24 protein-coding genes and 3 pseudogenes are annotated in these 24,942 nt (G+C 67.1%); 8 read left to right on the forward strand and 19 right to left on the reverse strand.

The window, feature by feature from the left end; all coding sequences use genetic code 11:
- Nucleotides 1-102 precede the first annotated feature (102 nt).
- A complete protein-coding gene (locus ACNQR1_RS33165) occupies nt 103-753 on the forward strand; it encodes a DedA family protein (protein WP_418050598.1) in 651 nt (216 codons plus the stop codon).
- On the opposite strand, the gene ACNQR1_RS33170 is transcribed toward ACNQR1_RS33165, so the two are convergent.
- Genes ACNQR1_RS33170 through ACNQR1_RS33205 form a run of 8 tightly spaced genes read right to left on the reverse strand, consistent with a single transcriptional unit; the run spans nt 750 to nt 9,184 of the window.
- Nucleotides 750-1,940, reverse strand: a complete 1,191-nt coding sequence (locus ACNQR1_RS33170) for a vWA domain-containing protein (RefSeq protein WP_418049751.1) — start codon at nt 1,938-1,940, stop codon at nt 750-752. The two genes, ACNQR1_RS33165 and ACNQR1_RS33170, sit on opposite strands and share 4 nt — an antisense overlap.
- On the reverse strand, nt 1,937-2,572 hold the full coding sequence (locus ACNQR1_RS33175) for an SRPBCC family protein (RefSeq protein ID WP_418049752.1): 636 nt from the start codon (nt 2,570-2,572) through the stop codon (nt 1,937-1,939). Before ACNQR1_RS33175 ends, ACNQR1_RS33170 begins: the two co-directional genes overlap by 4 nt.
- Nucleotides 2,569-3,423: an AAA family ATPase gene (locus ACNQR1_RS33180; RefSeq protein WP_418050599.1), complete on the reverse strand. Its 855-nt coding sequence runs from the start codon at nt 3,421-3,423 to the stop codon at nt 2,569-2,571. The genes ACNQR1_RS33175 and ACNQR1_RS33180 overlap by 4 nt, the downstream gene beginning before the upstream one ends.
- Nucleotides 3,424-3,448: 25 nt before the next feature.
- Entirely contained in the window at nt 3,449-4,174 is a 726-nt protein-coding gene (locus tag ACNQR1_RS33185) for an XdhC family protein (RefSeq protein WP_418049753.1), read from the reverse strand.
- 11 nt (nt 4,175-4,185) lie between these two features.
- A complete protein-coding gene (locus tag ACNQR1_RS33190; protein WP_418049754.1) occupies nt 4,186-6,585 on the reverse strand; it encodes an aerobic carbon-monoxide dehydrogenase large subunit in 2,400 nt (799 codons plus the stop codon).
- The gene (locus ACNQR1_RS33195; RefSeq protein ID WP_418049755.1) at nt 6,582-7,073 is read right to left on the reverse strand and encodes a (2Fe-2S)-binding protein; all 492 of its coding nucleotides are present in this window, start codon (nt 7,071-7,073) and stop codon (nt 6,582-6,584) included. The genes ACNQR1_RS33190 and ACNQR1_RS33195 overlap by 4 nt, the downstream gene beginning before the upstream one ends.
- A gap of 3 nt (nt 7,074-7,076) precedes the next feature.
- Complete coding sequence (locus ACNQR1_RS33200) at nt 7,077-7,979, reverse strand: FAD binding domain-containing protein (protein ID WP_418049756.1); 903 nt, start codon at nt 7,977-7,979, stop codon at nt 7,077-7,079.
- Between the two features lie 56 nt (nt 7,980-8,035).
- Complete coding sequence (locus tag ACNQR1_RS33205; protein ID WP_418049757.1) at nt 8,036-9,184, reverse strand: XdhC family protein; 1,149 nt, start codon at nt 9,182-9,184, stop codon at nt 8,036-8,038.
- An 85-nt stretch (nt 9,185-9,269) separates the two neighbouring features.
- Here ACNQR1_RS33205 and ACNQR1_RS33210 point away from each other — a divergent pair, with 85 nt between their 5' ends.
- Entirely contained in the window at nt 9,270-10,298 is a 1,029-nt protein-coding gene (locus ACNQR1_RS33210; protein ID WP_418049758.1) for an LLM class flavin-dependent oxidoreductase, read from the forward strand.
- Between the two features lie 28 nt (nt 10,299-10,326).
- Nucleotides 10,327-11,283, forward strand: a complete 957-nt coding sequence (locus ACNQR1_RS33215; protein WP_418049759.1) for a LysR family transcriptional regulator — start codon at nt 10,327-10,329, stop codon at nt 11,281-11,283.
- Between the two features lie 4 nt (nt 11,284-11,287).
- Here the strand turns inward: ACNQR1_RS33215 and ACNQR1_RS33220 are convergent, their stop codons facing one another.
- Nucleotides 11,288-12,196, reverse strand: coding sequence for an LLM class F420-dependent oxidoreductase (locus ACNQR1_RS33220; RefSeq protein WP_418049760.1), 909 nt, complete (start codon nt 12,194-12,196; stop codon nt 11,288-11,290).
- A 3-nt stretch (nt 12,197-12,199) separates the two neighbouring features.
- Nucleotides 12,200-13,312: a glycoside hydrolase family 76 protein gene (locus tag ACNQR1_RS33225; RefSeq protein ID WP_418049761.1), complete on the reverse strand. Its 1,113-nt coding sequence runs from the start codon at nt 13,310-13,312 to the stop codon at nt 12,200-12,202.
- A 170-nt stretch (nt 13,313-13,482) separates the two neighbouring features.
- Here ACNQR1_RS33225 and cynR point away from each other — a divergent pair, with 170 nt between their 5' ends.
- From cynR to ACNQR1_RS33240, 3 genes are all read left to right on the forward strand, one after another.
- On the forward strand, nt 13,483-14,373 hold the full coding sequence (gene cynR, locus ACNQR1_RS33230; RefSeq protein WP_418049762.1) for a transcriptional regulator CynR: 891 nt from the start codon (nt 13,483-13,485) through the stop codon (nt 14,371-14,373).
- Between the two features lie 132 nt (nt 14,374-14,505).
- Entirely contained in the window at nt 14,506-14,976 is a 471-nt protein-coding gene (gene cynS, locus ACNQR1_RS33235) for a cyanase (protein ID WP_418049763.1), read from the forward strand.
- Nucleotides 14,977-15,001: 25 nt separating this feature from the next.
- Nucleotides 15,002-15,529, forward strand: a complete 528-nt coding sequence (locus ACNQR1_RS33240; RefSeq protein WP_418049764.1) for a nucleoside deaminase — start codon at nt 15,002-15,004, stop codon at nt 15,527-15,529.
- On the opposite strand, the gene ACNQR1_RS33245 is transcribed toward ACNQR1_RS33240, so the two are convergent.
- From ACNQR1_RS33245 to ACNQR1_RS33280, 8 genes and pseudogenes are all read right to left on the reverse strand, one after another.
- Nucleotides 15,495-16,148 carry a TrmH family RNA methyltransferase gene (locus ACNQR1_RS33245; RefSeq protein ID WP_418049765.1) on the reverse strand — a complete coding sequence of 218 codons (654 nt, stop codon included), beginning with the start codon at nt 16,146-16,148 and terminating at the stop codon, nt 15,495-15,497. The two genes, ACNQR1_RS33240 and ACNQR1_RS33245, sit on opposite strands and share 35 nt — an antisense overlap.
- A pseudogene (locus tag ACNQR1_RS33250) lies at nt 16,141-16,437 on the reverse strand (hypothetical protein); the annotation flags it as partial. The pseudogene ACNQR1_RS33250 and the gene ACNQR1_RS33245, both read right to left, overlap by 8 nt.
- Nucleotides 16,438-16,566: 129 nt before the next feature.
- Complete coding sequence (locus ACNQR1_RS33255; RefSeq protein WP_065204061.1) at nt 16,567-17,970, reverse strand: IS1380 family transposase; 1,404 nt, start codon at nt 17,968-17,970, stop codon at nt 16,567-16,569.
- Nucleotides 17,971-18,086: 116 nt separating this feature from the next.
- Nucleotides 18,087-18,263: pseudogene (locus ACNQR1_RS33260) on the reverse strand (IS1380 family transposase); the annotation flags it as partial.
- Nucleotides 18,264-18,376: 113 nt separating this feature from the next.
- Nucleotides 18,377-18,988 (reverse strand): annotated as a pseudogene (locus ACNQR1_RS33265) (hypothetical protein); the annotation flags it as partial.
- Nucleotides 18,989-19,006: 18 nt separating this feature from the next.
- Entirely contained in the window at nt 19,007-19,783 is a 777-nt protein-coding gene (locus tag ACNQR1_RS33270; RefSeq protein WP_418049766.1) for an SDR family NAD(P)-dependent oxidoreductase, read from the reverse strand.
- A gap of 34 nt (nt 19,784-19,817) precedes the next feature.
- A complete protein-coding gene (gene ttfA / locus ACNQR1_RS33275) occupies nt 19,818-20,684 on the reverse strand; it encodes a trehalose monomycolate transport factor TtfA (RefSeq protein WP_418049767.1) in 867 nt (288 codons plus the stop codon).
- 59 nt (nt 20,685-20,743) lie between these two features.
- Nucleotides 20,744-21,382: a TetR/AcrR family transcriptional regulator gene (locus ACNQR1_RS33280; protein WP_418049768.1), complete on the reverse strand. Its 639-nt coding sequence runs from the start codon at nt 21,380-21,382 to the stop codon at nt 20,744-20,746.
- Nucleotides 21,383-21,450: 68 nt separating this feature from the next.
- On the opposite strand from ACNQR1_RS33280, the gene ACNQR1_RS33285 reads away from it, so the two are divergent.
- Both ACNQR1_RS33285 and ACNQR1_RS33290 read left to right on the forward strand, forming a co-directional pair.
- On the forward strand, nt 21,451-22,482 hold the full coding sequence (locus ACNQR1_RS33285) for a Rieske 2Fe-2S domain-containing protein (protein ID WP_418049769.1): 1,032 nt from the start codon (nt 21,451-21,453) through the stop codon (nt 22,480-22,482).
- The gene (locus tag ACNQR1_RS33290; RefSeq protein ID WP_418049770.1) at nt 22,479-23,558 is read left to right on the forward strand and encodes a dihydrodipicolinate reductase; all 1,080 of its coding nucleotides are present in this window, start codon (nt 22,479-22,481) and stop codon (nt 23,556-23,558) included. Before ACNQR1_RS33285 ends, ACNQR1_RS33290 begins: the two co-directional genes overlap by 4 nt.
- On the opposite strand, the gene ACNQR1_RS33295 is transcribed toward ACNQR1_RS33290, so the two are convergent.
- Nucleotides 23,548-24,885 (reverse strand): alpha/beta hydrolase domain-containing protein, encoded by a 1,338-nt coding sequence (locus ACNQR1_RS33295; RefSeq protein WP_418050600.1) that lies wholly within the window; start codon nt 24,883-24,885, stop codon nt 23,548-23,550. The two genes, ACNQR1_RS33290 and ACNQR1_RS33295, sit on opposite strands and share 11 nt — an antisense overlap.
- Between the last annotated feature and the right edge of the window lie 57 nt (nt 24,886-24,942).

The raw sequence follows: 24,942 nt of genomic DNA on the forward strand, positions 1-24,942 counted from the left end.
GGACGCGGGTTATCGCAGGTGAAGACCGGTGGTGGGGCCCAGGTACCCTAGGGAGTCGTGATCGACATCGCCCTCCCTGAGGCTACGACCAATCTGGCGCTCATGCCGGATTTCATGGATCCACTGCACCTCATCGGATCCTTCGGCACCTGGGCCCTGGTTGGCATCCTGGTCGTCGTCTTCGTGGAGTCCGGGGTGCTGTTCCCGGTCCTGCCCGGTGACTCGTTGTTGTTCGTGGCGGGCATGCTCGCCGCGGGCACTGCCGCCCAGGGCACGGCGGTGGACGCGAACTTCGCGCTCTGGCAGCTGCTGGTGTTCATCCCGTTGGCGGCGATCCTCGGCGGCCAGGTCGGCTACTTCATCGGCCGGTTCATCGGTGTCGAGATGTTCAAGCCCGATGCCCGGGTGCTGAAGCAGAAATACCTCGACGAAGCCCACGCGTTCTTCGAGCAGCGTGGTCCGTTCGCGATCGTCATCGCCCGTTTCGTGCCGATCGTGCGCACCCTGGCGCCGATCGTCGCCGGCGCCGCGAAGATGCGCTACTCGGTCTTCACCACGTTCAACGTCCTCGGCGCGATCGTCTGGGGCGTCGGCCTCGTCCTGCTCGGCTACTGGCTCGGCCAGTTCGAGATCATCCAGAAGCTGCTCGAGCCGATCTTCATCCTGATCGTCGTGGCCTCGGTGGCGCCGATGTTCTACGAGTGGCTCAAGCGCCGCCGTGCCGCCAAGAGGAACGCCGAGCAGCAGGCCTAACCGCTGCCGAGCACATCGAACACCTCGCGCAGGCCGGCAGGCGTGTGCGCCGGCAGGAAGTGATCGCACAGCGGTAAGGCAACCGCCATCGACCCCGCCAGGGGCACATACCCCGGCGCCGCCGCGCGCGGGTTGAGCCACACCACCAGGTGCGCCCGCCGGCGCAACCGGACCATCTCGCGCAGCAGTAGTTCGGGCGGGTCCGAATCCCAGCCGTCGGAAGCGATCACCACCACCGCACCTCGCAACGCGTGGCCGTGCGGGCCACTCAGCAGAGCACCGATCGAGCGGGCCAGGCGCGTGCCGCCGTAGCGATCGGCCACCTTCTCGTTGGCCCGGGCCAACGACACCTCGGCAGACCGGTGCGACAGCACCGCGGTCAGCCGGGTGAGCGCGGTCGCGAAGGCGAACACCTCCGGTCGGGTCCGTCGGCGAACGGCCGCGGCGCGCATCAGATGCAGATACACCGCGGCATACGGCTGCATCGACCCGCTGACGTCGCACACCAGCACCACCCGCCGGGGACGGAGACGAGCCCGGGTCCTGGCCACCCGCAGCTGCTCCCAGCCGGTGGTCCGGGAGGCCCTGATGGTTTCCCTGAGGTCGACGCGCCGTCCTGCCGGGTGAGGGTGCCGACGCAACGTGCGGCGGTGCGGCCAGCGGGCTTGCGCGCTCTCCAGCCAGGCTCCGATGCGCCTCAGCTCGTCACCGTCGAACCGCTCGAACGGCTCGTCGGCGCGCGCGGCCAACCAGCTGGGCATCAGGTCGGGCAGGTTCCTGCCCTCGGGTGCGGCGGTCGCCGCGGCGACGGATACGGGCCGGGTCGTCCACGGCAGCGCGTCGTCGGCGTCGACGGCTTCGACGCCCTCGGCCGTCGAGTTCTGCGCGGGCGCGGTCGACGACAACGCCGACCGTTTGAGGCCGGGTGGATCCAGTCCGACCACGGCGTCGGCGAAAACCCCGTCGAACACCGCGTCGAAGGCGGGCAGGTCCTCCACCCGGGTGAGCAGTGAGAGCCGGGCCGCCCAGTACAGCCGAGAGCGCGCGGCGGGCACCAGCTCGTGCATCGCCCGGACCAGAGTCGAGGGTCCGACCGCCGACACCGTGACCCCGCCCGCGCGCAGCCGGTCGACCAGCGCGACGGCGAATGCGGCCAGGTCGACCCCGCGTAGCAGGGAGGCCGTCACCGGCGAGCGTGCCTGGCCATCCGCAGCCGGCCGATCGTGAACACCAGGGCGGCAAGCAGAAAGGCACCGGCGACTCGAGGGCCGTATCGCTTGAGTGCGCTGCCGCCGGCCAGGTCCAGCAGGTCGATCGGCTCGGGTGCGGGAGTCGGCTCGGGTGCGGGCTTCTCGACGGGCTGCACCGGAGCTTTCTCGGTGGCCAGCTTGGCCTCCAGCGACTCGACGAACTGGCCCAGCAGTTTCTCCGACACGTCCTGCAGCATGCCGCTGCCGAACTGCGCGAGCTTGCCCACGACCTTGAGGTCGGTGTCGACCGTGACGCGGGTGGCCTCCCCCGCGTCGTGCAACCGTGCGGTCACGGTGGCGGCGGCATTGCCGGTGCCTCGGGCTTCCCTGCCTTTCGCATCGATGACGGCCCGGTGCTCGTCGCGGTTCTGCTCGACGAAATGGACCTTCCCGTTGAACTCACTGGTGACCGGGCCGACCTTGATCTTCACCTTGCCCAAGGTGTCCTCGCCCTCCTGACCGGTCAGTTGTGCGCCCGGCATCAGTGGGACCACCTGCCCGAGGTCGGTGAGCAGGTCCCAGGCCTCGTCGACGGGCACGCTGACGGTGAACTCGTTGGCGATCTTCATAGGGCGATTCCTCTCAGTTCCAGCAGTGCGTCACGGAGCAGTCCCGTGTCGTCGGGGGTCTTGGCCAGAGCCCCGAGCGTCTCCACCGCGGCGGGGTCCACCAGGTCACCGACACCGAGCGTCACCAGGGCGGCGACCCAGTCGATGATCTCGGCGATTCCCGGCGGTTTGTCGAGATCGAGATCCCTTGCCGCACCTACGAATTGGGCAGCACGCTCGATGAGCGGGTCGGTGGCCCCCGGCACCGTGCGACGGACGATCGCGACAGCGTGGGCGCGCTGCGGATATTCGATCCAGTGATAGAGGCAGCGACGGCGCAACGCATCGTGCAGATCGCGGCTTCGGTTCGACGTCAACACGACGACGGGAGGCCGCTCGGCGACGAAGGTGCCGAGCTCGGGCACCGTGACCGCGGCCTCACCGAGGAACTCCAGCAGCAGCGCCTCGAATTCGTCGTCGGCCCGGTCGATCTCGTCGACCAGGAGCACCGGTGGACGGGGTCCCCGATGCCGCACGCACTGCAGGATCGGCCGGTCTATGAGGTAGGCCTCCGTGTAGAGGTGTGCCTCGTCGAGCCGTTCGGCCCCCCGAGCTTCGGCCAACCTGATGGACAGCAGCTGGCGCTGGTAGTTCCAGTCGTAGAGGGCCTCGCTCGTGGTCAGCCCCTCGTAGCACTGCAGCCTGATCAGCGGGGTATCCAACACGGCCGCCAGTGTTTTGGCGGCGGTGGTCTTGCCGACCCCCGGCTCGCCCTCCAGCAACAGAGGGCGCCCCATCGTGACGGCGAGATAGATGGCCGTCGCGGTGCCCTCGCCGAGCAGGTAATCGCTGGCGTCGAACCGCCGCACCACCTCCTCGACACAGCTGAAGACCGGTTCAGTGTCCACCCAGCCCACCGACCCGGATGCCTTCGATGACCTCGGCGACGATCGAGACCGCGATCTCGGCCGGGGTTTTCGCGCCGATCGCCAGGCCGACCGGGGTGTGCACCCTGCCACGTTCGGCTTCCGTCAATCCCAGGCCGTCCAGGACCGACGCCCCGCGCACCCGGCTGGCGACCAGCCCGATATAGCCGACCCCGGCGTCCAGCGCGGCCCGGATCACCTGGTCTTCGGGGCCACCGAGACTGGCGATCACCACTGCGGTGGCATCTTCGGGATCGAGGCCGGGCTCGTCGAGGCGCCGCACCTCATAGCCGAGAATCGCGCACAGCTCGACCATGGCGTCGGCGATCGGTGTGCCACCGAAGATCTGTACCAGCGGCGCGGGCACCTCAGGCGCCAGGAAGATCTCCAACGCGCCGCCGGACAGACAGGGATTGACCACCACGCAGGCACCCGGCGCCTCCGGGAAATGCACATCGCCGTCGGGCAATACGCGCAGCAGCACACTCTGGCCCACCTGCAGCGCCCCCAGCGCTGCCTTGCGGACCGAGTTCTGAGCGCAATGTCCACCGACGAACCCCTCGATTGTGCCGTCGGCCAACAGGATCGCCTCATCCCCGGGATGCGCCGAGGTGGGCTGCTGCGCGCGCACCACTGTCGCGTGCACGAATGGCGTTCGTGCCCGGCGAAGTTGTGCGACGCGCTCGCTCAGAGTCATCTGTGCTCCCTCTAGATGGGCGGCCTGGCCCGCCCCTGCATGGCTTCCCACACGCGCGACGGGGTCAGCGGCATGTCCGCATGCCGAACCCCGAACGGCGCCAACGCATCCACCACGGCATTCACCACAGCCGGCGGTGAGCCGACCGTCGCGGACTCGCCGATGCCCTTTGCCCCGATCGGGTGATGCGGCGACGGGGTGACGGTGTGCCCGGTCTCCAAGTGCGGCACCTCCATCGCGGTGGGGATGAGATAATCCATCAAGGATCCGCCCAGGCAGTTACCGTCCTCGTCGAACGCGATCATCTCCATCAACGCCATGCCGATACCGTCGACCAGGCCGCCGTGCACCTGCCCCTCGATGATCATCGGGTTGATCCGGGTACCGCAGTCGTCGACCGCGAGGAACCGGCGCACCTTGACCACGGCGGTACCCGGGTCGACGTCGACGACGCAGAAGTACGCGCCATAGGGATACGTGAGACTCTCCGGGTTGTAACAGATCTGGGCGTCCAGCCCGCCCTCGATCCCCTCCGGGAGATCACCCGCACCATGGGCGCGCATCGCGATGTCGGCGATGGTGACCGACGCCGTCGGATCGCCCCTGACGTGGAAGCTGCCCTTGTCCCATTCCAGGTCGGCGACCGAGGCCTCCAGCATCCCGGACGCGATGATCCTGGCCTTGTCGCGGACCTTGCGCGCGACGAGTGCGGCCGCCGCGCCCGACACCGGTGTGGACCGGCTGCCGTAGGTGCCGAGGCCGAACGGGGTCTGATCGGTGTCGCCGTGCACCACGTCGATGTCCTCGGGTGGGATCCCGAGTTCCTCCGCGACGATCTGGGCGAAGGTCGTCTCGTGACCTTGACCCTGAGTCTGAACGCTCAGACGCACCACGGCTTTTCCGGTCGGGTGCACCCGCAGTTCGCAGCCATCGGCCATGCCGAGCCCGAGGATGTCCATGTCCTTGCGTGGACCGGCACCCACCGCCTCGGTGAAGAACGACATGCCGATACCCATGAGTTCGCCGCGTTCGCGCTTCTCCCGTTGCTCGGCGCGCAGCCCGTCGTACCCGATCATCTCCATCGCGAGCCGCATCGTCTTCTCGTACTCGCCGGAGTCGTACACCCAGCCGGTCTTGGATTTGTACGGGAACTGCTCGGGTTTCAACAGGTTTCGCAGCCTCAGCTCGGCCGGATCCATCTTGAGGTCATAGGCCAGACAGTCCACCAGACGTTCGACGAAGTACACGGCCTCGGTGATGCGGAACGAGCAGGCATAGGCCACCCCGCCCGGCGCCTTGTTGGTGTACACCGCGGTCATGTGGCAGTAGGCCGCCTCGATGTCATAGCTGCCGGTGAACACGCCGAAGAAGCCCGCGGGGTATTTAACCGGGGCGGCGGTCCCGTTGAAGGCGCCGTGGTCGGCCAGCACATTGGACCGGATCGCCAGGATCCTGCCCTCGGAGGTCGCGGCGATCTCACCGACCATGATGTAGTCCCGCGCGAACCCTGTGCTGGTGAGGTTTTCGCTGCGGTCCTCCATCCATTTGACCGGTTTGCCCAGCAACAGAGACCCGACGATGGCGCATACGTAGCCGGGATAAATCGGCACCTTGTTGCCGAACCCGCCACCGATGTCCGGCGAGATCACCCGGATCTTGTGCTCGGGAAGGCCGGCGACCAGTGCGTACAGGGTCCGGTGCGCGTGCGGTGCCTGCGACGTGCACCAGAGGGTGAGCTTGCCGGTCACCGGGTCCAGATCGGCTACCGCACCACAGGTCTCCATCGGTGCGGGGTGCACGCGCGGGTAGACGATCTCCTGCCTGACGACGACATCGGCCTTGGCGAAGGCGGCCTCGGTGGCCGCGGCATCCCCGGTCTCCCAGTCGAAGCAGTGGTTGTCCGACTTACCTTCGACGTCGGTGCGGATCACCGGGGCGTCCGTGTCCAGTGCGCGCCGGGCATCGATGACCGGATCCAGCGGGTCGTAGTCGACGTCGATCAGTTCCAGGGCGTCCCGGGCCGAGTACCGGTCCTCGGCGACGACGAACGCCACCTCCTGCCCCTGGAACCGGACCTTGTCGGTGGCCAGCACGGCCTGCACGTCGTTGGACAGCGTCGGCATCCAGGCCAGACCCTTCTCCGCCAGATCTGCGCCGGTGACCACGGCCTTGACCTTCGGATGCGCCTGCGCCGCAGTCACATCGATGCCGGCGATCCTGGCGTGCGCGTACGGCGAACGCAGGATGGCCAGGTGCAGCATGCCAGGCAGCGTGACGTCGTCGACGTAGGTGCCGCGGCCGCGGATGAATCGCGGATCCTCCTTGCGCAGCATCCGGCCGTGACCGCAGGGTTTCGCGTCGTTGGTCGCGGTGTCCTCGGGCCGGCTGACCGGGTTCTCCAGCGTCGTCATGCTGTGACCTCCTCTTCCGCAGCCGACTCGCGGCCCTGCCGTGCCGCCCACTGGATCGATCGCACGATCGTGGTGTAGCCGGTACAGCGACAGATCTGGCCCGAGATCGCTTCGCGGATCTCATCTTCGGTCGGGTCCGGGTTGCGGTCGAGCAGCGCGCGGGCGGTGATCATCATGCCCGGGGTGCAGAACCCGCACTGCAGTCCGTGGCACTGCATGAACCCTTCCTGAACCGGATCCAGATGCCCGTCGATCTCCATGCCCTCGACGGTGCGGATCGAATGGCCGGAGGCCATCGCCGCCAGCATGGTGCAGGATTTCACCGGTTCACCGTCGAGGTCGACGACGCACGTGCCGCAATTGGAAGTGTCACAGCCCCAATGGGTCCCGGTCAGGCCCAACTGGTCGCGCAGGAAGTGCACCAGCAGCATTCGGGGTTCGATCTCGGCGCTCACCGCTTCGCCGTTGACCGTCATGTTCACCTGCATGGTTCAATTCCCTTCCAGTGCAGGGGTATTGCGTATCCGTTCCACGGACGCCCGTAGGGTGCGGATGGTCAGTTCGGACGCCAGGTGGCGCTTGTAGTCGGCGCTGCCGCGCATGTCACTGACCGGGTCACAGGCCTGCGCCGCGGCCGCACCCGCCTCGACGAACGTCTTCTCGAGGGCGGGCCGACCCACCAGCGAATCCGACACCGCACGTAAGGCCTCGGGGGCGGCGTTCACCGCGGTCAGACCGATACGGGCAGTGACGATGGACGCCCCGTCCGAATTGCCGTCCAGCGTGACCTGGCATCCGGCGGCGGCGACAGCCCAGTCCCCCACGCGGCGCTCCACTTTCGCGTACGCGCTGGAGGTGCGGTGGCGCACCGGGATCCGTACCTCGATAAGCATCTCGTTGTGGGCCAGCGCGGTCTCGTAAGGCCCCACGAGGAATTCGTCGATGGGGATCTCCCGCTCGCCGGCCGGTCCATAGACCAGGCATGCCGCCGAGAGAACTCGGCATACCGTGGTCAGGTCCTCGGCCGGGTCCGCCTGGCATAGCGAGCCCCCGAGTGTGCCCCGATTGCGCACGACGGGGTCGGCGATGACCCGCTCGGCATCCCGGAAGATCGGGCACACCGCCGCCAACCGATCGGACTCCAGCACCTGACGATGCCGAGCCATCGCGCCGACACGGACGAGGGTGGGATCGGTGACGATATAGCCGAGCTCCGCGGCGAGGTCGTTGATGTCGACGAGGTACTCGGGGTTGGCGATGCGCAGCTTCATCATCGGCAGCAGGCTGTGCCCGCCGGCGACGATCCTGGCGTCCTCACCCAACCGGTCCAGCAAGCCGACCGCGTGGTCGACGCTGGTGGCGCGTTCGTACTCAAAGGGGCCGGGTACTTGCATGTGAGCCAGCTCACACCCATGCTGACGCCGGCGTCAACTGCCAGTTCAGCGATTACTTAACTGGCCGGCTGCACCCGGCGTTCGCCCTGCTCATGGTGGATACGGCCGTCGGTCTGGGCCAGCGGTCGCCCGCCGCCGCCCCAGCGCCGGGCAATGATCTCGGCCGCAATGGACACCGCCGTCTCCTCGGGGGTCCGGCCGCCGAGGTCCAGCCCGATCGGACTGGACAACCTGGCCAGCTCGGCCTCGGCCATCCCGGCGTCACGCAGCCGGGCCAGCCGGTCCTCGTGGGTCCGCCGCGACCCCATCGCACCGATGTAGGCCGCCGCGGGCAGGCGAAGCGCCACCTCGAGCAGGGGCACGTCGAATTTGGGGTCATGGGTCAGCACGCAGATCACCGTGCGGGCATCGATCTCCCCGGCCTCGGCCTGGGCAGCCAGATACCGATGCGGCCAGTCCACCACCACCTCGTCGGCGGTCGGGAATCGCGCCGGGGTGGCGAACACCGGGCGGGCGTCGCACACGGTGACCCGGTAGCCCAGGAACGCGCCCTGCTGGGCGACCGCTGCCGCGAAGTCGATCGCCCCGAACACAAGCATGCGGGGCCGTGGCGCGTGGCTCGCCACGAAGACCTCCATGCCCTCGCCGCGGCGCTGACCGTCAGGGCCGTAGGTCAGGACCTCGCTGCGGCCCGCCGCCAGAAGTCCACGAGCATCGTCGGTGACCGCAGCATCCGCGCGCAGGGAACCCAGCGAACCCTCGACCGCATCGCGATGCACCACCAGCCGCCTGCCCACCCACGACCCGTCTGGATGCGCGATGATCGTGGCCACCGCCACCGGCCGATGGGCCTCGATATCCTCGGCGATGACACTCAACTGATGAAACGTCTTCTGGGACACCGGTTCCACGAACACGTCGAGGATGCCGCCGCAGGTGAGGCCGACCTCGAACGCGTCGTCGTCACTGACACCGTAGCGCTGCAGAACCGGGGTGCCGCTCGCCATCACCTCGGTGGCCAGTTCGTACACGGCACCCTCGACGCAGCCGCCCGACACCGATCCGGCGACGGTCCCGTCGGGGGCGACCACCATCGCCGCACCCGCGGGGCGCGGTGCGGACCGGAATGTACGCACCACGGTCCCCACACCTGCGGTGCCACCGGCCCGCCACACCGCTAACAGGGTGCTCAGCACGTCCCTCACGGTTTCAATCTAGAGCGTCAGCGGCAGATCCGGTGAGTAGCCGGTGTTTCGGAATAACCGCGAAGCTCAAAGCGCCGTACTTCGCATGCCAGAAAACCAGTTGGAAGCGCCCACGGTCAGCATCTGGACCGACGCCAGGCCCGAACCCGGTGAAACCCGCGGCGAACAGCGCTACGCCGAACTGCTCGAGGAGGCGCGTCTCGCCGACACGTTGCCGTTCCACGCGTTCGCCACCACCGAGCAGCACGGCGTCGACGACGGCTACCTGCCCGCACAACTTCCCCTGATCGCGGGCATGGGGGTCGCCACGCAGCGAATCCGGTTCATGACCAATGCGTTACTGCTGCCCTTGCATCCGTGGCGCCAGGTTGTCGAACAGGCCATCGTGGCCGACCTGTTGTCCGGCGGACGGCTGGCACTCGGTGTCGCGGCCGGTGGATACGCGCGCGAGTTCGACCTGTTCGGGGTCGACTTCAAGAAGCGCGCCGAACTGATGGAACGCGGACTGGCTTTCATCCGGCAAGGCCTCCACGAGGGATCTCTGCCCGATGGCCCTGACGGAACCGACGTGGCGGTGCTGCCCCGTCCCGTTCAGGACCGCATCCCGGTCTATCTGGGTGGTGGCGCACCCAAGGTGCTCGACCGGGCGGTTCGGCTCGCCGACGGCGTCATGCCGGTCGACTTCTTCTCCCCCGACACCGCATTCGCCGATGTGTGGGAGAACCGGCTCGCGCCCGCCCTGGCACGTCACGATCGATCCCTCGATGACTTCCGCTTCATCGTCTGTGTTCCGCTGTGGGCGACAGAGGATCCCGAGCGCGACTGGAACCTCTTCTACAAGAACGCCATCGAGTACCAGTTCAACCAGTACGCCAACTGGGCCGGTGACCGCTCGAACGCCGGTGTACCCAGCGATTCCGACACGCCGTGGCAACGCGAGGCCATGCTGGTCGACACCCCGGAGAACATCGTCCGACGCCTCAAGGACATCCGCGCCCGCGCGCCCTACCACGAGGTCGTGTTCTGGTACCGCATCCCTCACATCGGCCACGAGAGGGCACTGGCACACCTCGAATTGGTCGCCGAGAAGGTCGTTCCGTTTCTCTCCGAGTAGTTGTGCGTCGAGGAATTACGCTGCGTACGTGACACCCGCGCAATTGCGTGCGTTTTCGGCGGTCGTGAGGCTGGGCTCGGTGCGGGCCGCGGCCGAGGAACTGGGTATGTCCGACGCAGGGATCTCGATGCACGTCGCCCAGCTGCGCAAGGAACTCGACGATCCGCTGTTCACCCGGACCGCGGCCGGCCTGGCCTTCACCCCGGGTGGACTGCGCCTGGCCAGCCGCGCCGTCGAGATCCTCGGCCTGCAGAAGCAGACGGCGATCGAGGTGACCGAGGCCGCGCACGGGCGGCGGTTGTTGCGCATCGCGGCATCCAGCGCGTTCGCCGAGCACGCGGCGCCGGGACTCATCGAGCTGTTCTCCTCACGCGCCGACGACCTTTCGGTCGAGCTGAGTGTCCACCCGGCCGGCCGCTTCGCTGACCTGATCGCCACCCGTGCGATCGACATCGCCCTGGGCCCGCCGCCCGAAGGCGATGCTGCAACGCTCGCCGTGCGCCCATTCCTGAAGTACCAGATCATCACGGTGACCACACCGGACAGCCCGTTGGCCGGACGGTCCCCCAGCCCCGTTCAGATGCGGGAGCAGCAGTGGACGCTCGGGCCGTCCGGCGGCAGCATCGACGGTGAGATCGCAACCATGTTGCGACACCTCGCGATTCCCGAAGCCCGGCAGCGAATCTTCCAGAGCGACGCGGCCGCGCTGGAGGAGGTGCACCGGGTCGGCGGGGTGATGCCGACGATCGGGTTCGCCGTGGCGGCCGACCTGACCAGCGGCAGGCTCGCACAGCTCAAGGGTCCGGGCCTGCAGATCGCCGGGGAGTGGTTCGCCTCGACGCTGCCCGCCGCGGCCCGTCAGCCCGCGGTGTCCGAACTGGTGCGGTTCATCACCACCCCGCGTTGCACCCAGGCCATGATCCGGGGAACCGGGGTGGGCGTCACCAGATTCCGGCCCAAGGTGCACGTGACCCTGTGGAGCTGACGGACTATCCCAGCCCCAGTGCGCCGGCGAGTTCACGCAGCGCCGGCCGCGGGTCCGCCATCGGATTGTCACCGAGCACCTGCAGCACGACATGGTCGGCACCGGCGTCCAGATGCGCCGTCACCGCCTTGGCCGCGCTGTCGAGCGAACCCATCCCCACCACCGCACGGGCCAGCCGGTCAGAGCCGCCGCGCACCAGGTCGGACTCGTCAAACCCCTGACGCAGCCACGAGTTCCGGTAGTTCGGCAGTCCGCTGTAGACATCCAGGTGCGCGTGGGCGCGGCGGAGCTGATCATCGTCGGTCGATCCGATGGCCACCGCCTGCTCGGAGACGATCCACTTCTGAGGGCCGAGGATGTCGCGGGTGACCCGGGTCTGCTCGGGGGTCACCAGGTAGGGGTGCGCGCCGTCGGCGTGCGTGCCCGACAACTCGATCATCTTCGGGCCCAGCGCTGCCAGCAGCCGCGGCGGGCGGCCGACGCCCGGTTCGATCTGCTCGGGGACTGCGGCCATCCGGTCCAGATAGTCACGCATGGTGGCCAGCGGCTTCTGATAGACGCCACCCAGACCGTGTTCGACCAACGGCCCGTGGCTGACCCCGAGCCCGAGCACGAACCGGCCCGGGTACAGCGCGGTGAGGGTGCGCGCGCCGGTCTCGGCCGCACTCGGCACCCGCACGTGGATGTTCGCGATACCGGTGCCCACCACCAGACGCCGGGTCGCGGCCAGGAAGGCCGCCGACTGCGTCAGGCACTCCTTACCGGTGACCTCGGGCAGGAACAGCGAGCCGAAGCCGAGTGCCTCGATCTCTCGCGCGACCTCCTGTGCGTCCGGCATCGACCAGGTTTCGCTGGCCCACCACACCCCGATCCGGGACGGAAAATCGATCCTGGCTCGCTGCGCCTGGGTCAAGTCCTACTCCTCATCGTCTGCGGCCACCGTGTGCGCGGCCTCCATCAACATCCAACCCGAAACCTGAACCGACAGGTCACGCTCGGGGATCGCCGACGCGTTGACCGCGCCGTCGACGAACTGTGCCTGCTGGCCCTCGGCCCCGGGCACCTCGGCGGTCTGGTCCCAGAACGCGCCGAACAGCGGCAGTCCGTCGACGGTCTGGCGGTTGTCCCAGGCCGCCTGGGCGGATTTGAGCACGATCGAGCGCGCCGTATCGCGTGCCGTCTTGTCGTCTGCGGTGTCCCCCGGCAAGGTATTCGCGACCAGCGCCAGATAGCGCGCCGTGACCCCGTTGAACAGTCCGCCGTCGCCACCGCCGGCGCCCTTGATGACACCGGCGGGGGCCATCTCCTTGTCCACTGCGGCCACCAGGCGACGCACCCGTTCGCCGTGCCGGGCATCCTCGGTACGCACCGCGAGTTCGGCCTCCAGCCCGAGCACCACGCCCTGGCAGTAGGTGTACTGCGCGCGCACCATCGACCCGGCCTTGATGCCGTCGAACACCAGGTGGGTCTCCGGGTCGATCAGGGTGTCGTCGATCCAGTCGGCCATCTGCTGGGCCCGGCGCAGCCTGTCGTCGTACCGCGCCAGGAAGATCCCGGCCGGACCGTTGGCCGGCGCGTTGAAGAACTGATCCTGCTTGCGCCAGGGGATGCCGCCGCCGTCCTCGGGCACCCAGGCGTCGACGAACTGCGCGCACAACTTCTTGAGGGCGCGGGATTTCTCGACGCCGACCAGCCGCCCGGCCCGTTCGAGAGCCAACGCCAGCCAGGCCATGTCGTCGTAGTAATTGTTGGTCCAGGACAGGTTGTTTCGGATGTGGTGCGCCCGGATCTGCCGTTCGATGCGGGTTATCCGCTCCGGCTGCGGATCACGCACCTGGGCGTCGACCAGCGTGTCCAGCAGATGCGCCTGCCACCAGTAGTGCCAGGTTCCGAACTTGCGGTACTTCTTGGTCGCCGGCCACGCCACGACACCGAGTTGGGTGCCCGGCAGACCCCAGAGCTTCGTCAGGTGCCGTTGGGTGATCGCAGCTTCGGCGCTGGCCGCACGGTTAGCCCATAGCTGATCCATGCCCACGATCCTGCCTTACCCGGCCGCCGAATTGTCGGCATGTCGAGCAGTTTCCGCACCCGCCGTCGGGTCGGCTCCGAAGTGAGCGGCTACGAACTGCGGCACGGAAGCCATAGCTCCCATCATGAATTTGCCATCGTCGCAATAGGCGCTGTCTATACATTGGGCCGATGGAGCTGCGTCACCTCCGCTACCTGCTCGCCGTGGCCGACCATGGCAATTTCACCCGGGCCGCCGAGGCGTTGCATGTGTCGCAGCCGACCCTGTCGCAGCAGATCAAACAGCTCGAACGTGAGGTGGGTGCAACGCTGCTGGACCGCTCTGGACGCACGGTCCGGCTCACCGACGCCGGTCAGGTCTACGCCGAGCACGCCCGGCTTGCCATGCAGGGCCTCGATGCCGCTGCGCGAGCCGTCCACGACGTGCAGGATCTGACTCGCGGGCACCTGCGGATAGCGATGACACCGACCATCACCGCCTACCTGATCGGCCCGCTGGTGCGGCAGTTCCACGCCGAGCACCCCGGCGTCACTCTCACAGTCATCGAGACCACCCAAGATCTCATCGAAGCGGACCTTCTCGACGACCGCATCGACCTTGGCATCGCATTCGCCGGTCACCACACCGCCGGTGTCGCCGCGACCGCGCTCTTCACCGAGACTCTCAGCCTCGTCGTCGGCGCGGCCCACCCACACGCTGCGCATGTCGAGACCTTCGCGATCGGGGACCTGCCCACCCAACCGCTGGCCCTGCTGAGCCGAGACTTCGCCACCCGCAACTACATCGACGCCTTCTTCGCCGCCCACCACGTGACGCCCCATATCGCGATCGAGGCGAACTCCATCAGTGCGCTGATCGAGTTCGTGCGCCTCGGCACGCTGGCCACTGTGTTGCCCGATGCGATCACGCAGGCGCAGGCCGACCTGCATCCGATCCGTCCCCGTCCCCCGCTGCCGTCGCGAGAGGTCGTGCTCCTGCACCGGTCGGCGGGATATCAGTCCGCGGCGGCGCAGGCTTTCAGTTCGATCGCGGTACGTTACGCCGGGCAGGCCGGACCATAGATGGCATCTATAGCTCCGATGGAAACTAAGTATTGGACGCTATAGCGCTGGGCGCGCAGGGTGGTTGGTGGTGGGGACGAATGTTCGCGACTTCGTCACCACACATCGTCCCCACAAGGAAGGACACCGAAAATGGTGCACGCCCAATTTGATCCGACCGCCCGTCAGGCCCTGGCCGTCACCGCGGTCGAAGCCAAGACGCGCAAGGATCTCACCTGGCAGCAAATCGCCGACGCCGCCGAACTCTCACCGGCGTTCGTCACCGCTGCCGTGCTCGGCCAGCACGCGCTACCCGCGCAGTCGGCGCAGGCGGTCGCCGCGCTGCTCGGGCTCGACGACGACGCCGCGCTGCTGCTCCAGACCATCCCGACCCGCGGCTCGATCCCCGGCGGCGTCCCCACCGACCCGACGATCTACCGCTTCTACGAGATGCTGCAGGTCTACGGCACGACCCTCAAGGCGTTGGTCCACGAGCAGTTCGGCGACGGGATCATCAGCGCGATCAACTTCAAGCTCGATGTCCGCAAGGTCGCCGACCCCGAAGGTGGAGAACGCGCCGTCATCACCTTGGACGGCAAATACCTTCCCACCAAACCGTTCTGATTCCACCTGACACGGAGGAGGCCTCATGGACTTCGCGCAACGCACCATCGACATCGCCCGCCAGAACGTGGCCGCCGGTGGCCGCCCGTTCGCAACGGTCATCGTCAAAGACGGTGAGATCCTGGCCGAGAGCCCGAACCTGGTTGCCCAGACCCACGATCCCACCGCACACGCGGAGATCCTCGCGATCCGCGAGGCATGCACCAAGCTCGGCACCGAACACCTGGCCGGCGCTACGATCTACGTCCTGGCCCAGCCCTGTCCGATGTGCCTGGGATCGCTCTACTACTGCTCGCCGGACGAAGTAGTGTTCCTGACCACCCGCGACGCCTATGAACCGCACTATGTGGACGATCGAAAGTACTTCGAGCTCAACACGTTCTACGACGAGTTCGCCAAACCGTGGAACGAGCGGCGCCTACCGATGCGGTACGACCCCCGCGACGCTGCGGTCGATGTCTACCGCTTGTGGCAGGAACGCAACGGCGGAGACCGCCGGGTGGCCGACGCCCCCACCGCTACCAGGCGCGGGAGAAATCCGCGTGACGAGTGATCCACGCGTGCATCACGATTCCGGCGGCGACGCCAGCGTTGATGCTGCGGGTCGATCCGAATTGCGCGATGGATACCGTGACCGCCGCGCCGGCCTGCGCCTCCGGGGTGATACCCGGGCCTTCCTGACCGAAGATCAGCAGGCAGTCGCGGGGTAGTTCGGTCTGCTCGAGTCGTACCGCGCCGGGCACATTGTCCACAGCCACGACCGTCAACCCGGCGTCGCCGGCGAAGGACAGCAGTTCGGCGGTGGTGTCATGGTGGCACAGCCGCTGGTAGCGGTCGGTGACCATGGCGCCCCGCCGGTTCCACCGGCGCCGCCCGACGATGTGCACGGTGTCGACGGCGAAGGCGTTGGCGGTGCGGACCACGGCGCCGATGTTGGCGTCGTTGCCGAAGTTCTCGATCGCGATGTGCAACGGGTGCCGCCGCCGGTCGATGTCGGCGATGATCGCCTCCCGGGTCCAATACCGGTAAGCGTCAACGACATTGCGGGTATCTCCGGCGCGCAGGAGTTCGGGGTCATAGCGCTCGGCTTCCGCCCCGGATGGTAACTCCCCCTCCCATGGCCCCACTCCGGGCGACTCGCCCCACTCGGTGGGGCCGACGGCCTCAGGCACCGGTGGTCCACAGGGCAGCGTGTGTACCGATCACCGAGACCGATGCGTACAGCAGCGCCGCGTTCATCTCGCCCTGCGTACACAGCGAGGCCCGCACGTTGACGGCCTCACGCGAGGCCTCGGGCATGATCAGCACCGATGAGCCGTACGCCGTGCAGGCATGGCTGAGCCCCGGTGGCGGCAGCGATGGTCCGGCCACCACCATCAGGGGACCGCCACGCGCCGTCGCATCGTCCGCGTAACGTTTTGCCGCACCGTCGATTTCGAGACCGATCAGCATGTAGCCTCGATCCACTGATGAATTGGGGTAGGTGTGCCTCGCTGGGCTGTTGAGGGCTGGTCCTGGTCGCGGGCAGGGGGTATCTGCTGGTCTGTCCAGCTGTTCCTGTGCGCTCCGGTCGGGCCTTTCGGCATATGGTCAGGTGGTGGCGATTTCTGGTGGGCTGTAGCCGATGGTGTTGCGCCACAACGTGAGCCAGTGCTCTGTCCAGGGCCAGTGCGCTGGTAGGTGCAGGATAGGTTGGCGTTGCGGACGGGCCAGGCGGGCCGGGATAGTGATTATCTTGCGGCGCAGTGTCGCCCCGCGGGCGACCGCGTGGGCACCTCCGGCCAGGACGCCGACGGCGCGCAGCAGGTTGTGGGCGATCGCGGCGCACAGGATCCAGGCCGAGTTCGCGCCGAACCGCCCCGAGGGCATGTGCGCCAAAGGTCCGTCGATGAGGTCGGCGAACACGGTTTCGATGATGGCGTGGCGGCGATGAGTGATGTCAGCGGCGTCGACGGGTTCGTCGGAATTGGTGAAGAACGGGTGGTACCGCCACACCGGAAACAGCGCATCGAGGAACCGCGCGTCTTTGACCCGGCGCACGACCAACCGGGCGGTCACCGGAGTCTTGGTGGAACCGAAGGCTGTGTAGGTGGTTTCGGCGACTTCGGCATCGGAGATCCAGGCGCCGGTGTCGGGGTCACGCACAGCACCGGGATAGTTCACCGGGGTCCACGCGGTCTCGGGAATTGCGTCAATGGCGGCGGCAACTGCTGCGGTCTTGGTCAGCACCAGCGAGAACCGGACACCTGCTCGGTGGCAGGCGGTGACCACGGTGCTATTGCCGTAGGCCGAATCGCCACGCACCAGGATCTGCCCGGTGACCCCGGCAGCACGGGCGGTAGCGGCCGCTTGAGCGATCATGCGGGCTGCGCCCTTGCCGGAGTTGGCCTTGCCCGCCCGCAACCTCGCCCCGGCGATCACCGGCGCACCGTGGTCGGTGCTGATCGTGGTGATCAACGGTGAGAGGCCTTTGCGCAGGATCTGCCTGCCGGCGATCTTGGTGTGTCCGTAGCTGGCGCCCTGCTTGGCGTGCCCGTAGACCGGGCGTAGTAGTGAGTCGATGTCGATGAACGCCCGTCCGTCGGCGCCGGGCAACAGATCGACACGCCCGCACAGCGCGGCCAGGTGTTCGCGCAGGACAGATTCGAGCTGGCGGGCATGCCCGAAGGTGAACTCCCGCAATAAGGTTCCGATCGTCGACGGGGCGTACACACCACCGAAGAGGGTCTTCATCCCACCCGAGCGCACAACGTCTAGGTCATCAATGCTGTCCGCGCCGGCGCACATCCCGGCGATCAGCGTGGTCAGCTTCGGTGACGGATGGGCCGCGGCCGAACGGATCCGCTCACAGGTGAACCGGATCTTGTCGGCCAATAGCTGCGACAGACCGGTCTGGTCGGCCAGGGTCATCACCGGCACCAGCCCGGCGCACGACACGAGATGTGCATCATCGAAGACCGCCGACGACACGGCGAACCTATGGGACACTTGCACCGGAAGCGCCTTTCTGAACGTGGGCTGATCGAAGTGTGGTAACTCCAATCATCCCAGCTCAAAGGGCACTTTCCTTACATCAACACCCTCCGAACAGGCGATTCATCGGTGGATCGAGGGTTAGCCGCCCCGGACTTGACCCGAGACGACCTGATGTGAATTGTGTTGTCCAACAACCGTGTCAGGCCAGCTTGCTCGGCCAGGGCCATCACCGGGACCAGCCCGGCGCACGACACGAGGTTGTCCTCGTCGAACACCGCGGAGTCGGGACCGAACGTGTGGGACACTCGCACTGGAAGTGCCTTTCTTGTGCTGGTCGGATTGTTGCGTAGAGAACACCAATCTTTCCAGCTCAGAGGGCACTTTCCTCATTCCGACACCCCAACAACCAGCCCATTCATCGGTGGATCAAGGTGTAGCCCTTGCCGGTGAACGCGCCGGGGTCGCCCAGTGCGGCCGGTGACAGTTGCCCGCCGTCGGCGCTGAACGCGTCCACGCTGGTGGACTTGAGGGTGACACCGGCGTCATCGACGTTGGTGGGCAGTACCCCGACCGGGAAGGCCGCCGGGTAGGCGATGGTGGTGCCGGCGATGCGCTCGCGCGGGGAATACACGTACACGCCGCGTACCTGGCTCTGATCCCGCTGCGGCCCCAGGCAGACGGTGCCGCTGAGCTTGTCGGGCGCCTGCGCGGACAACGGCCGGATCCCCAGGTTGGTGATGTCGTCGCAACCGTGCAGCGCGTCGGCCTCGATCGGATGCGCCAGGGCACCGTACAGACCGAACCGGATGTCTTCCGGTTTGGCGTGGGCATCGCCTGACGCGGAACCCTCGACGTCGACCAGGACGTGTTCGGAGTCGAACCGCAGGTCCGACACCTTCAGGTGCCAGCCGAGAATGTCCAACGATTCTCCGACCGCGGCGGTCGACGCTTCATACGTGCGTCCCGGCTGATCGGCTGTGCACCCCGCGGTGACGACGAGAAGTACCGCCATCACCGCCGCGATCAGCGCCCGCACCGGCACTGAAGTTCTGAATTAAGTTCTCCCACGACCTTTTCCCACTGCTTTTGTGATGGCGCGCACCAGATTTCGCGGAGCCACCCGGCCCCCGGTGGTGAGCACCTTGTACTGCAGGCCCGGCACGATGACCACTTTGCCTGCGGCCACGTCGGCCAGGCAGTCGCGCACGACGTCGTCGACCTGCAGCCACAGGAACGACGGTGTGCCCGCCATGTCGATGCCCGCGCGGGCATGGAACTCGGTGTGGACGAATCCCGGGCACAGCGCATGCACGCCGACCCCGGTGCCGCCCAGTCCGTTGGCCAGCCCCTCGCTGAACGAGACGACCCAGGCCTTGGATGCCGAATACGTCGATCCGCGACTGGGCACCAGCCCGGCGACACTGGCAACGTTGATGACGGTCCCGCTGCCCGCCTCGATCATGGACGGCAGCGCGGCGTGCGTCAGCTCCATCACCGCGGTGACGTTGACGTCCAGTTGGGCCTGCAGCCGGGCGAGGTCGGCGGTCCAGAATTCACCCGATGTGCCGAATCCGGCGTTGTTCACCAACACCTGCACCCCGGCCCGCAACCGGTCAGCGACCTTGGCCCGGTCGGGAGCGGACGCCAGGTCCGCGGGAAGCACTTCGACCACTGCGCCGGCCTCGTCGTGCAGTTCGGCCGCGAGTTGTTCCAATCGTGCGCCGTCGCGCGCCACGAGGACGAGGTCGTACCCGTCGCGGGCATACCGGCGGGCGAAGCCGGCGCCGAGCCCCGAGGTCGGTCCAGTGATCAGCGCGACGGGGCGAGGCATGCCGACAGGTTACTGAACTGTTCTGTTGCGCAGGCTAGCGCTGGTAGTGCGGTGCGTGACGGCCATTGCGGGCCGGCGGCGGGGTCCGACGGACCGCGTCCGGACGGCCGGGCTCCTGGCGCGGCTGGGTGTAGCGGCTGACGTCACCACGTCCGGGTGCCGCGTCTGCCCGGCCCGGAGGCAGCTCCCGACGCCCGGCGGGAGTCGGGGCCAGCGGACGGCTGGGCGAACCCGCACGACGCGCCAGCGCAGCTTGGCTGCCCTGACCCGACTGCGGTGCCACACCGTTCTGCGGGAGCGGCGGCAGGACCCGCAGCAGGTCGTTGAACTGGCGCACCGTGCGCAGTCCTTCGTCCCATTGGGCGCGGGTACTGGTGACCGGCATGCTGACGAGCGTCCAGTTCTGCTCGTTCCACATGATCTCGGCGCAATCGGGAGCGGTGTGGGCGAACGTGACCATCCGGCGATCGCAGGCGCGACGGGCGGCATCGAGGTTGGTGGAGTACACCATCCTCGGGCCGATCGCGCCGAGCAGCCAGATGTCGCTCTCCCGGGGCTCCTTGATGCCCTTGAGCCGCAGGTCGACGACCACGTTCGTGCCCACCTTGCGGTGCAGCGCGATCACCGTCGCCACCTCTTCGATGTCAAAGATGAACACCGCCTCGCCACGGATTTGGCCGAGCACGACGTTCTTGGCCGTGACGTCACCGACGGTCGACATCACCCCGCGCTTCCAGCGCTTGAGGATCTCGTGCGACTCGTGCTCGTAATCGAAGCCATGCGACTTCGCCCACGACTTACGGCGCCGTCCCAACCCACGTCGACGGTCGATGTCGACGTACAGCAGCACCGCCGCACCCACGAAACAGAGTGCGGACAGCGTGAACCAGAGCGGGACCATCGGGCATAGCCTACTTGTTGGCGGCCCGAATGCCCCAGCCTTGTGAGGTCACAACCCGGTTACTGGTGATCAGAAGGCCGCAACCGGGACTCTTCGAGGTACAAGACGATTGCGTTCGTGAGCCCGCGCCGGGCCACATCGAGGTCGATGAAGCTGCCGAGTTGCCGCTCCGAGGCGATGCCACGCATCGCGCCGGGGATGAACGCGGCAACTTCGCGTACCCGCTCGGGGTCGACGTCGAGGTCGGCGAACGCCTGCTGACAGGTCTGCAGCCAGCCCTGCCCCCAGGACGCGAGCTCGGCCGCCGTCTTCGGATAGAGCCGCTCCAGTTCTGCTGGGTCCCGCGGCAGCGCGGCGCGCAGATTCTCGATCGCCCGCGAGTCACCGATCGTCAGCCCGTCATAGAGCAGGTCGATGATGGCGGCGACGCGTTGTTTCAGCGGCGCACGGCTGTCGTGGTGGCTGAACATGCCGGCACGACGCTCAGCGGTGCGGTGGAGGACCGCCGCCCAGAATCCGTCGATGTCGCCGAACTGGTATTTCACAGCCCCCCAGGTGGCGCCGATCTCCTTGGCGATCCGGTTGGCCGATACCGCTCCCGGGTCCCCGGTGGCCAGGGCCTTGCGCGCAGCCTCCAGCATGCTCTCCCGGGTGGCTTCGCCGCGCCGGTTGGTGCGGCGCGCGCTCACCTCGGTCATCTCCGGAGACTACCCCAATTTCACAGAACCCTCTTCCAAACTTTCACAGAGCCCCCTACGATTCGCTCATGGCAAAACCACCGTTGTCGATGAAACCGACAGGATGGTTCCAAGTCGCCTGGTCGGACCAGGTCGGGGTCGGGGCTGTACACGCCATGAAGTACTTCGGCGAGGAGATGGTCGCGTGGCGTTCGGAGTCCGGACAGGTGACCGTGATGAACGCCTACTGCGAGCACCTCGGCGCCCACCTGGGATTCGGCGGCCAGGTCGTCGGCGAGGTCATTCAGTGCCCGTTCCACGGCTGGCAGTGGAACACCGAGGGCCGCAATGTCTGCATCCCGTACCAGGATCGGCCCAATCGCGGCCGCCGGATGCGTACCTACCCGGTCGCCGAACGCAACGAGGCCATCTACATCTGGCACGACAGCGACGGACGTGAGCCGTTCTTCGACGCACCGGATGTGTTCGCGTCCTTCGCCGACGGCAGCAGCGCCGCCGACTACTACCCGCAGCAGCGCTTGTTCCGCGAAGGGCTCGAGCTGCATCCGCAGTACGTGCTGGAGAACGGCGTCGACTTCGCTCACTTCAAGTACGTGCACCAGACCCCGATCGTGCCGGTGTTCACCCGCCACGATTTCGCCGCACCGATCTCCTACGTCGACTTCACCATCACGTTCGAGGGCGACGACCAACAGTCGATCGACGATGTGAAAAGCGGTGTCGAGGCGATCAACGGCGGACTGGGCATCGCGGTGACCAAGAGCTGGGGAATGATCGACAACCGCACCATCTCGGCGGTCACACCCGTCGACGAGTCCACGTCCGACGTACGGTTCATGGTCTACATCGGCCGGACCCCCGGCAAGGACACTCCCCGGGCCGCCGAGCGCGCCACCGAGTTCGGTGACGAGGTGATCCGGCAATTCACCCAGGACATCCACATCTGGTCACACCAGCGCTACTCCGACCCTCCGGCACTGGCCACCGCCGAATACGAGGGCTTCACGGCTATTCGCAAGTGGGCCATGCAGTTCTATCCGGACGGTCTGGGCGGTAGTGCCGCAGATCTCGCGCTTATAAGGAAGGCAGACACCATATGACCGAGAAGATCCGCGTGTTCCAGGTGGCGACCGGCAACGTCGGCACCGAGATGATCAAACGTATCGGCAAGCGACCCGACCTCGAACTCATCGGATTACATTGCTACACAACGGAAAAAGTGGGTCGGGATGCGGGTGCGATCGCCGGTATCGATCCGATCGGGGTGACGGCCACCGGCTCGATCGACGAGATCATCGCAGCCAAGCCGGACGTATTGACGTTCCACGGTGTCTTTCCGGATGAGGACCTCTACGTGAAAGTCCTTGAGGCCGGGATCAATATCGTCACCACCGCCGACTGGATCACCGGCTGGCACCGCGACACCAACCACCCGCACCCCTCCGGCAAGCCGGTGTCGCAGCTGCTGGCCGAGGCGTGCGCCACGGGTGGGTCGACGTTCTACGGCACCGGCATGAATCCCGGCGTCAACCAGATCCTCGGGGTGGTGTGCTCGGCCGATGTCGCCGAGATCGAGAACGTCACCACCATCGAATCCGTCGACGTGTCATGCCATCACAGCAAGGACACCTGGATCGAGGTCGGCTATGGACTGCCCGTCGACGATCCGTCGATCCCGGGCAAGCTGGAGAAGTACACCCGGGTCTTCGCCGACAGCGTGCTGATGATGGCCGACTGCTTCGGGTTGGAACTCGACGAGGTCAAGTTCAGCTACGAGCTCGGCGCCTGCACCAAGGACGTCGACCTGGGCTGGTACACGCTGCCCAAGGGATCACTCGGCGGCAACTACATCAAGTACCAGGGCATGGTCGACGGTGTGGCGCGCGTCGAAACCCATCTGGAATGGCAGATGACCCCGCACACCGATCCGAGTTGGGATATCAAGGGCTGCTACATCACCCAGATCAAGGGCGATCCGTGCGTCTACAACAAGCACATGATCTTCCCCAAGCCCGGTGTGGACCTGTCCGACCCGGACTCGTTCGCCTCGATCGGCATGACGGTGACCGGGCTGCCCGCGCTCAACGCCATCGCCTCCGTGGTCAAGGCCCCGCCGGGACTGCTGACAAGCGCCGACGTGCCGTTGCGCGGATTCGCCGGCCGGTTCAACATCTGACGGCGGGAAACATCGCAGCCGCGAGCTGGAGAATCTCGGCGCGGTCGGCGGCCACGATGAATCCCGCCTCGATGGCTCGGTCCAGGGCCGCGGTGAAACGGTCCAGGTATTCGGTGCTGCCGCCCGGGTAGAGCTCACCGAGCTTGGCGGCGTCGAACGGTTCACCCGATCCGAAGAGAAACGACATCGGGCTCTCGTCAGGGGCAAGACCCGATGTCCGGGCAATTGGGACATCGACCCACGGTGTGCGGACTCCGCCCACGGCAATCCCGTTCGCGTCCAGGACAAAACCGGCCGGTTCGGTCCCCGTCAGCTCCAGGGGAGGAATGGACGCGGGCGCCTCGTCGGCCCGTACCCAGCGGGTGAGGGTCGCGATCGCGCTCTGCAGCACGTAATGGTGTTGCGGGGCGAAATTGATGTAGTACGACAGCTCGACCCCCATCAGGTGAGCCGTCGGCGCATACGCCGCGACGATGTCGTCCAGCGGCGTCGATCCGTCATCGATGAAACCGACACGGACGGTGTAATTGTCGGCGTGAGAGGTTCCGGGAATCTCCCACGCCCGAAAGTGCGCAGCATCCGGACGGCGGGCCCGGTGGTACCCGGGAAGCCGGCCGTCGACCACGTCGGTTTCGGTGAGCACGGTCAGGACCGGGACCCGCGGATCAGCTCGAAACGGGACCGGATGCGACGCATCGAGCGCGGTGGCTCCGTCCAGGGCGGCGGCCGGGCCGAACCTTGAGTGGACCAGGAAGCCATCGAAGACCTCCGCAACGGGATCGATGTCGTTCACGTACGTGGTCAGGAACATCGCCGATTGCGACTCCCCCACGGCCAGGGTGGTTTCCGGCCCGAGACCGTCGATCTCGCCGTCGCGCACCAGGCGGCCGATCTGGGTGAAGATGTCGTAGGCGAATGCGTCGCCCGGATGATGCAGAGCCGAATAGCGTTCGGGATCCTGCGCTTTCAGCGACATGTTGGCGCCCACGAGACTGTCCCCGCCTTCCACACCGACGTATTGGGCCGACACCGCCACATACGCGTAGCCCGCCCGCGCGATCTCGCGGTGCGCCATGAACCACACCGCGGGAGCGTCGATCCCGCCGCTGACGTTGAGCCATTCGACCAGTGCGACGCCATTGAACTCGCCCGCGTCGATCGGGCGCAGGACCACGATGCGCGTCGTGTAGTTCGCCGAGCCGGACGGCGCATACGAGTGCGCGGTGCCGGAGACCAGAAACTCCTCGGCGTGTAACCCCAGGTCGGCCAGATCGTATGCGCCGAGGAGCAGATTGGGCTTGCCGGGGACCGTGGTGATGGAGGGGATCACGCGTTCATCTTTACCCTCCACATACGAAACTGCCCATGCTCCGTGGAGCATGGG

This window comes from Mycobacterium sp. 48b (assembly GCF_048282725.1).
Classification (GTDB): Bacteria; Actinomycetota; Actinomycetes; order Mycobacteriales; family Mycobacteriaceae; genus Mycobacterium.

What these genes read in the sequence shown, in the direction of transcription:
- ACNQR1_RS33210 (WP_418049758.1), top strand. Translation starts at nt 9,270, where the DNA reads ATGCCAGAAAACCAGTTGGAAGCGCCCACGGTCAGCATCTGGACCGAC.
- ACNQR1_RS33165 (WP_418050598.1), top strand. Translation starts at nt 103, where the DNA reads ATGCCGGATTTCATGGATCCACTGCACCTCATCGGATCCTTCGGCACC.
- ACNQR1_RS33185 (WP_418049753.1), bottom strand. Translation starts at nt 4,174, where the DNA reads ATGACTCTGAGCGAGCGCGTCGCACAACTTCGCCGGGCACGAACGCCA.
- ACNQR1_RS33270 (WP_418049766.1), bottom strand. Translation starts at nt 19,783, where the DNA reads ATGCCTCGCCCCGTCGCGCTGATCACTGGACCGACCTCGGGGCTCGGC.
- ACNQR1_RS33190 (WP_418049754.1), bottom strand. Translation starts at nt 6,585, where the DNA reads ATGACGACGCTGGAGAACCCGGTCAGCCGGCCCGAGGACACCGCGACC.
- ACNQR1_RS33290 (WP_418049770.1), top strand. Translation starts at nt 22,479, where the DNA reads ATGACCGAGAAGATCCGCGTGTTCCAGGTGGCGACCGGCAACGTCGGC.
- cynS (WP_418049763.1), top strand. Translation starts at nt 14,506, where the DNA reads ATGGTGCACGCCCAATTTGATCCGACCGCCCGTCAGGCCCTGGCCGTC.
- ACNQR1_RS33225 (WP_418049761.1), bottom strand. Translation starts at nt 13,312, where the DNA reads ATGGATCAGCTATGGGCTAACCGTGCGGCCAGCGCCGAAGCTGCGATC.
- ACNQR1_RS33285 (WP_418049769.1), top strand. Translation starts at nt 21,451, where the DNA reads ATGGCAAAACCACCGTTGTCGATGAAACCGACAGGATGGTTCCAAGTC.
- cynR (WP_418049762.1), top strand. Translation starts at nt 13,483, where the DNA reads ATGGAGCTGCGTCACCTCCGCTACCTGCTCGCCGTGGCCGACCATGGC.
- ACNQR1_RS33175 (WP_418049752.1), bottom strand. Translation starts at nt 2,572, where the DNA reads ATGAAGATCGCCAACGAGTTCACCGTCAGCGTGCCCGTCGACGAGGCC.
- ttfA (WP_418049767.1), bottom strand. Translation starts at nt 20,684, where the DNA reads ATGGTCCCGCTCTGGTTCACGCTGTCCGCACTCTGTTTCGTGGGTGCG.
- ACNQR1_RS33200 (WP_418049756.1), bottom strand. Translation starts at nt 7,979, where the DNA reads ATGCAAGTACCCGGCCCCTTTGAGTACGAACGCGCCACCAGCGTCGAC.
- ACNQR1_RS33240 (WP_418049764.1), top strand. Translation starts at nt 15,002, where the DNA reads ATGGACTTCGCGCAACGCACCATCGACATCGCCCGCCAGAACGTGGCC.
- ACNQR1_RS33195 (WP_418049755.1), bottom strand. Translation starts at nt 7,073, where the DNA reads ATGCAGGTGAACATGACGGTCAACGGCGAAGCGGTGAGCGCCGAGATC.
- ACNQR1_RS33280 (WP_418049768.1), bottom strand. Translation starts at nt 21,382, where the DNA reads ATGACCGAGGTGAGCGCGCGCCGCACCAACCGGCGCGGCGAAGCCACC.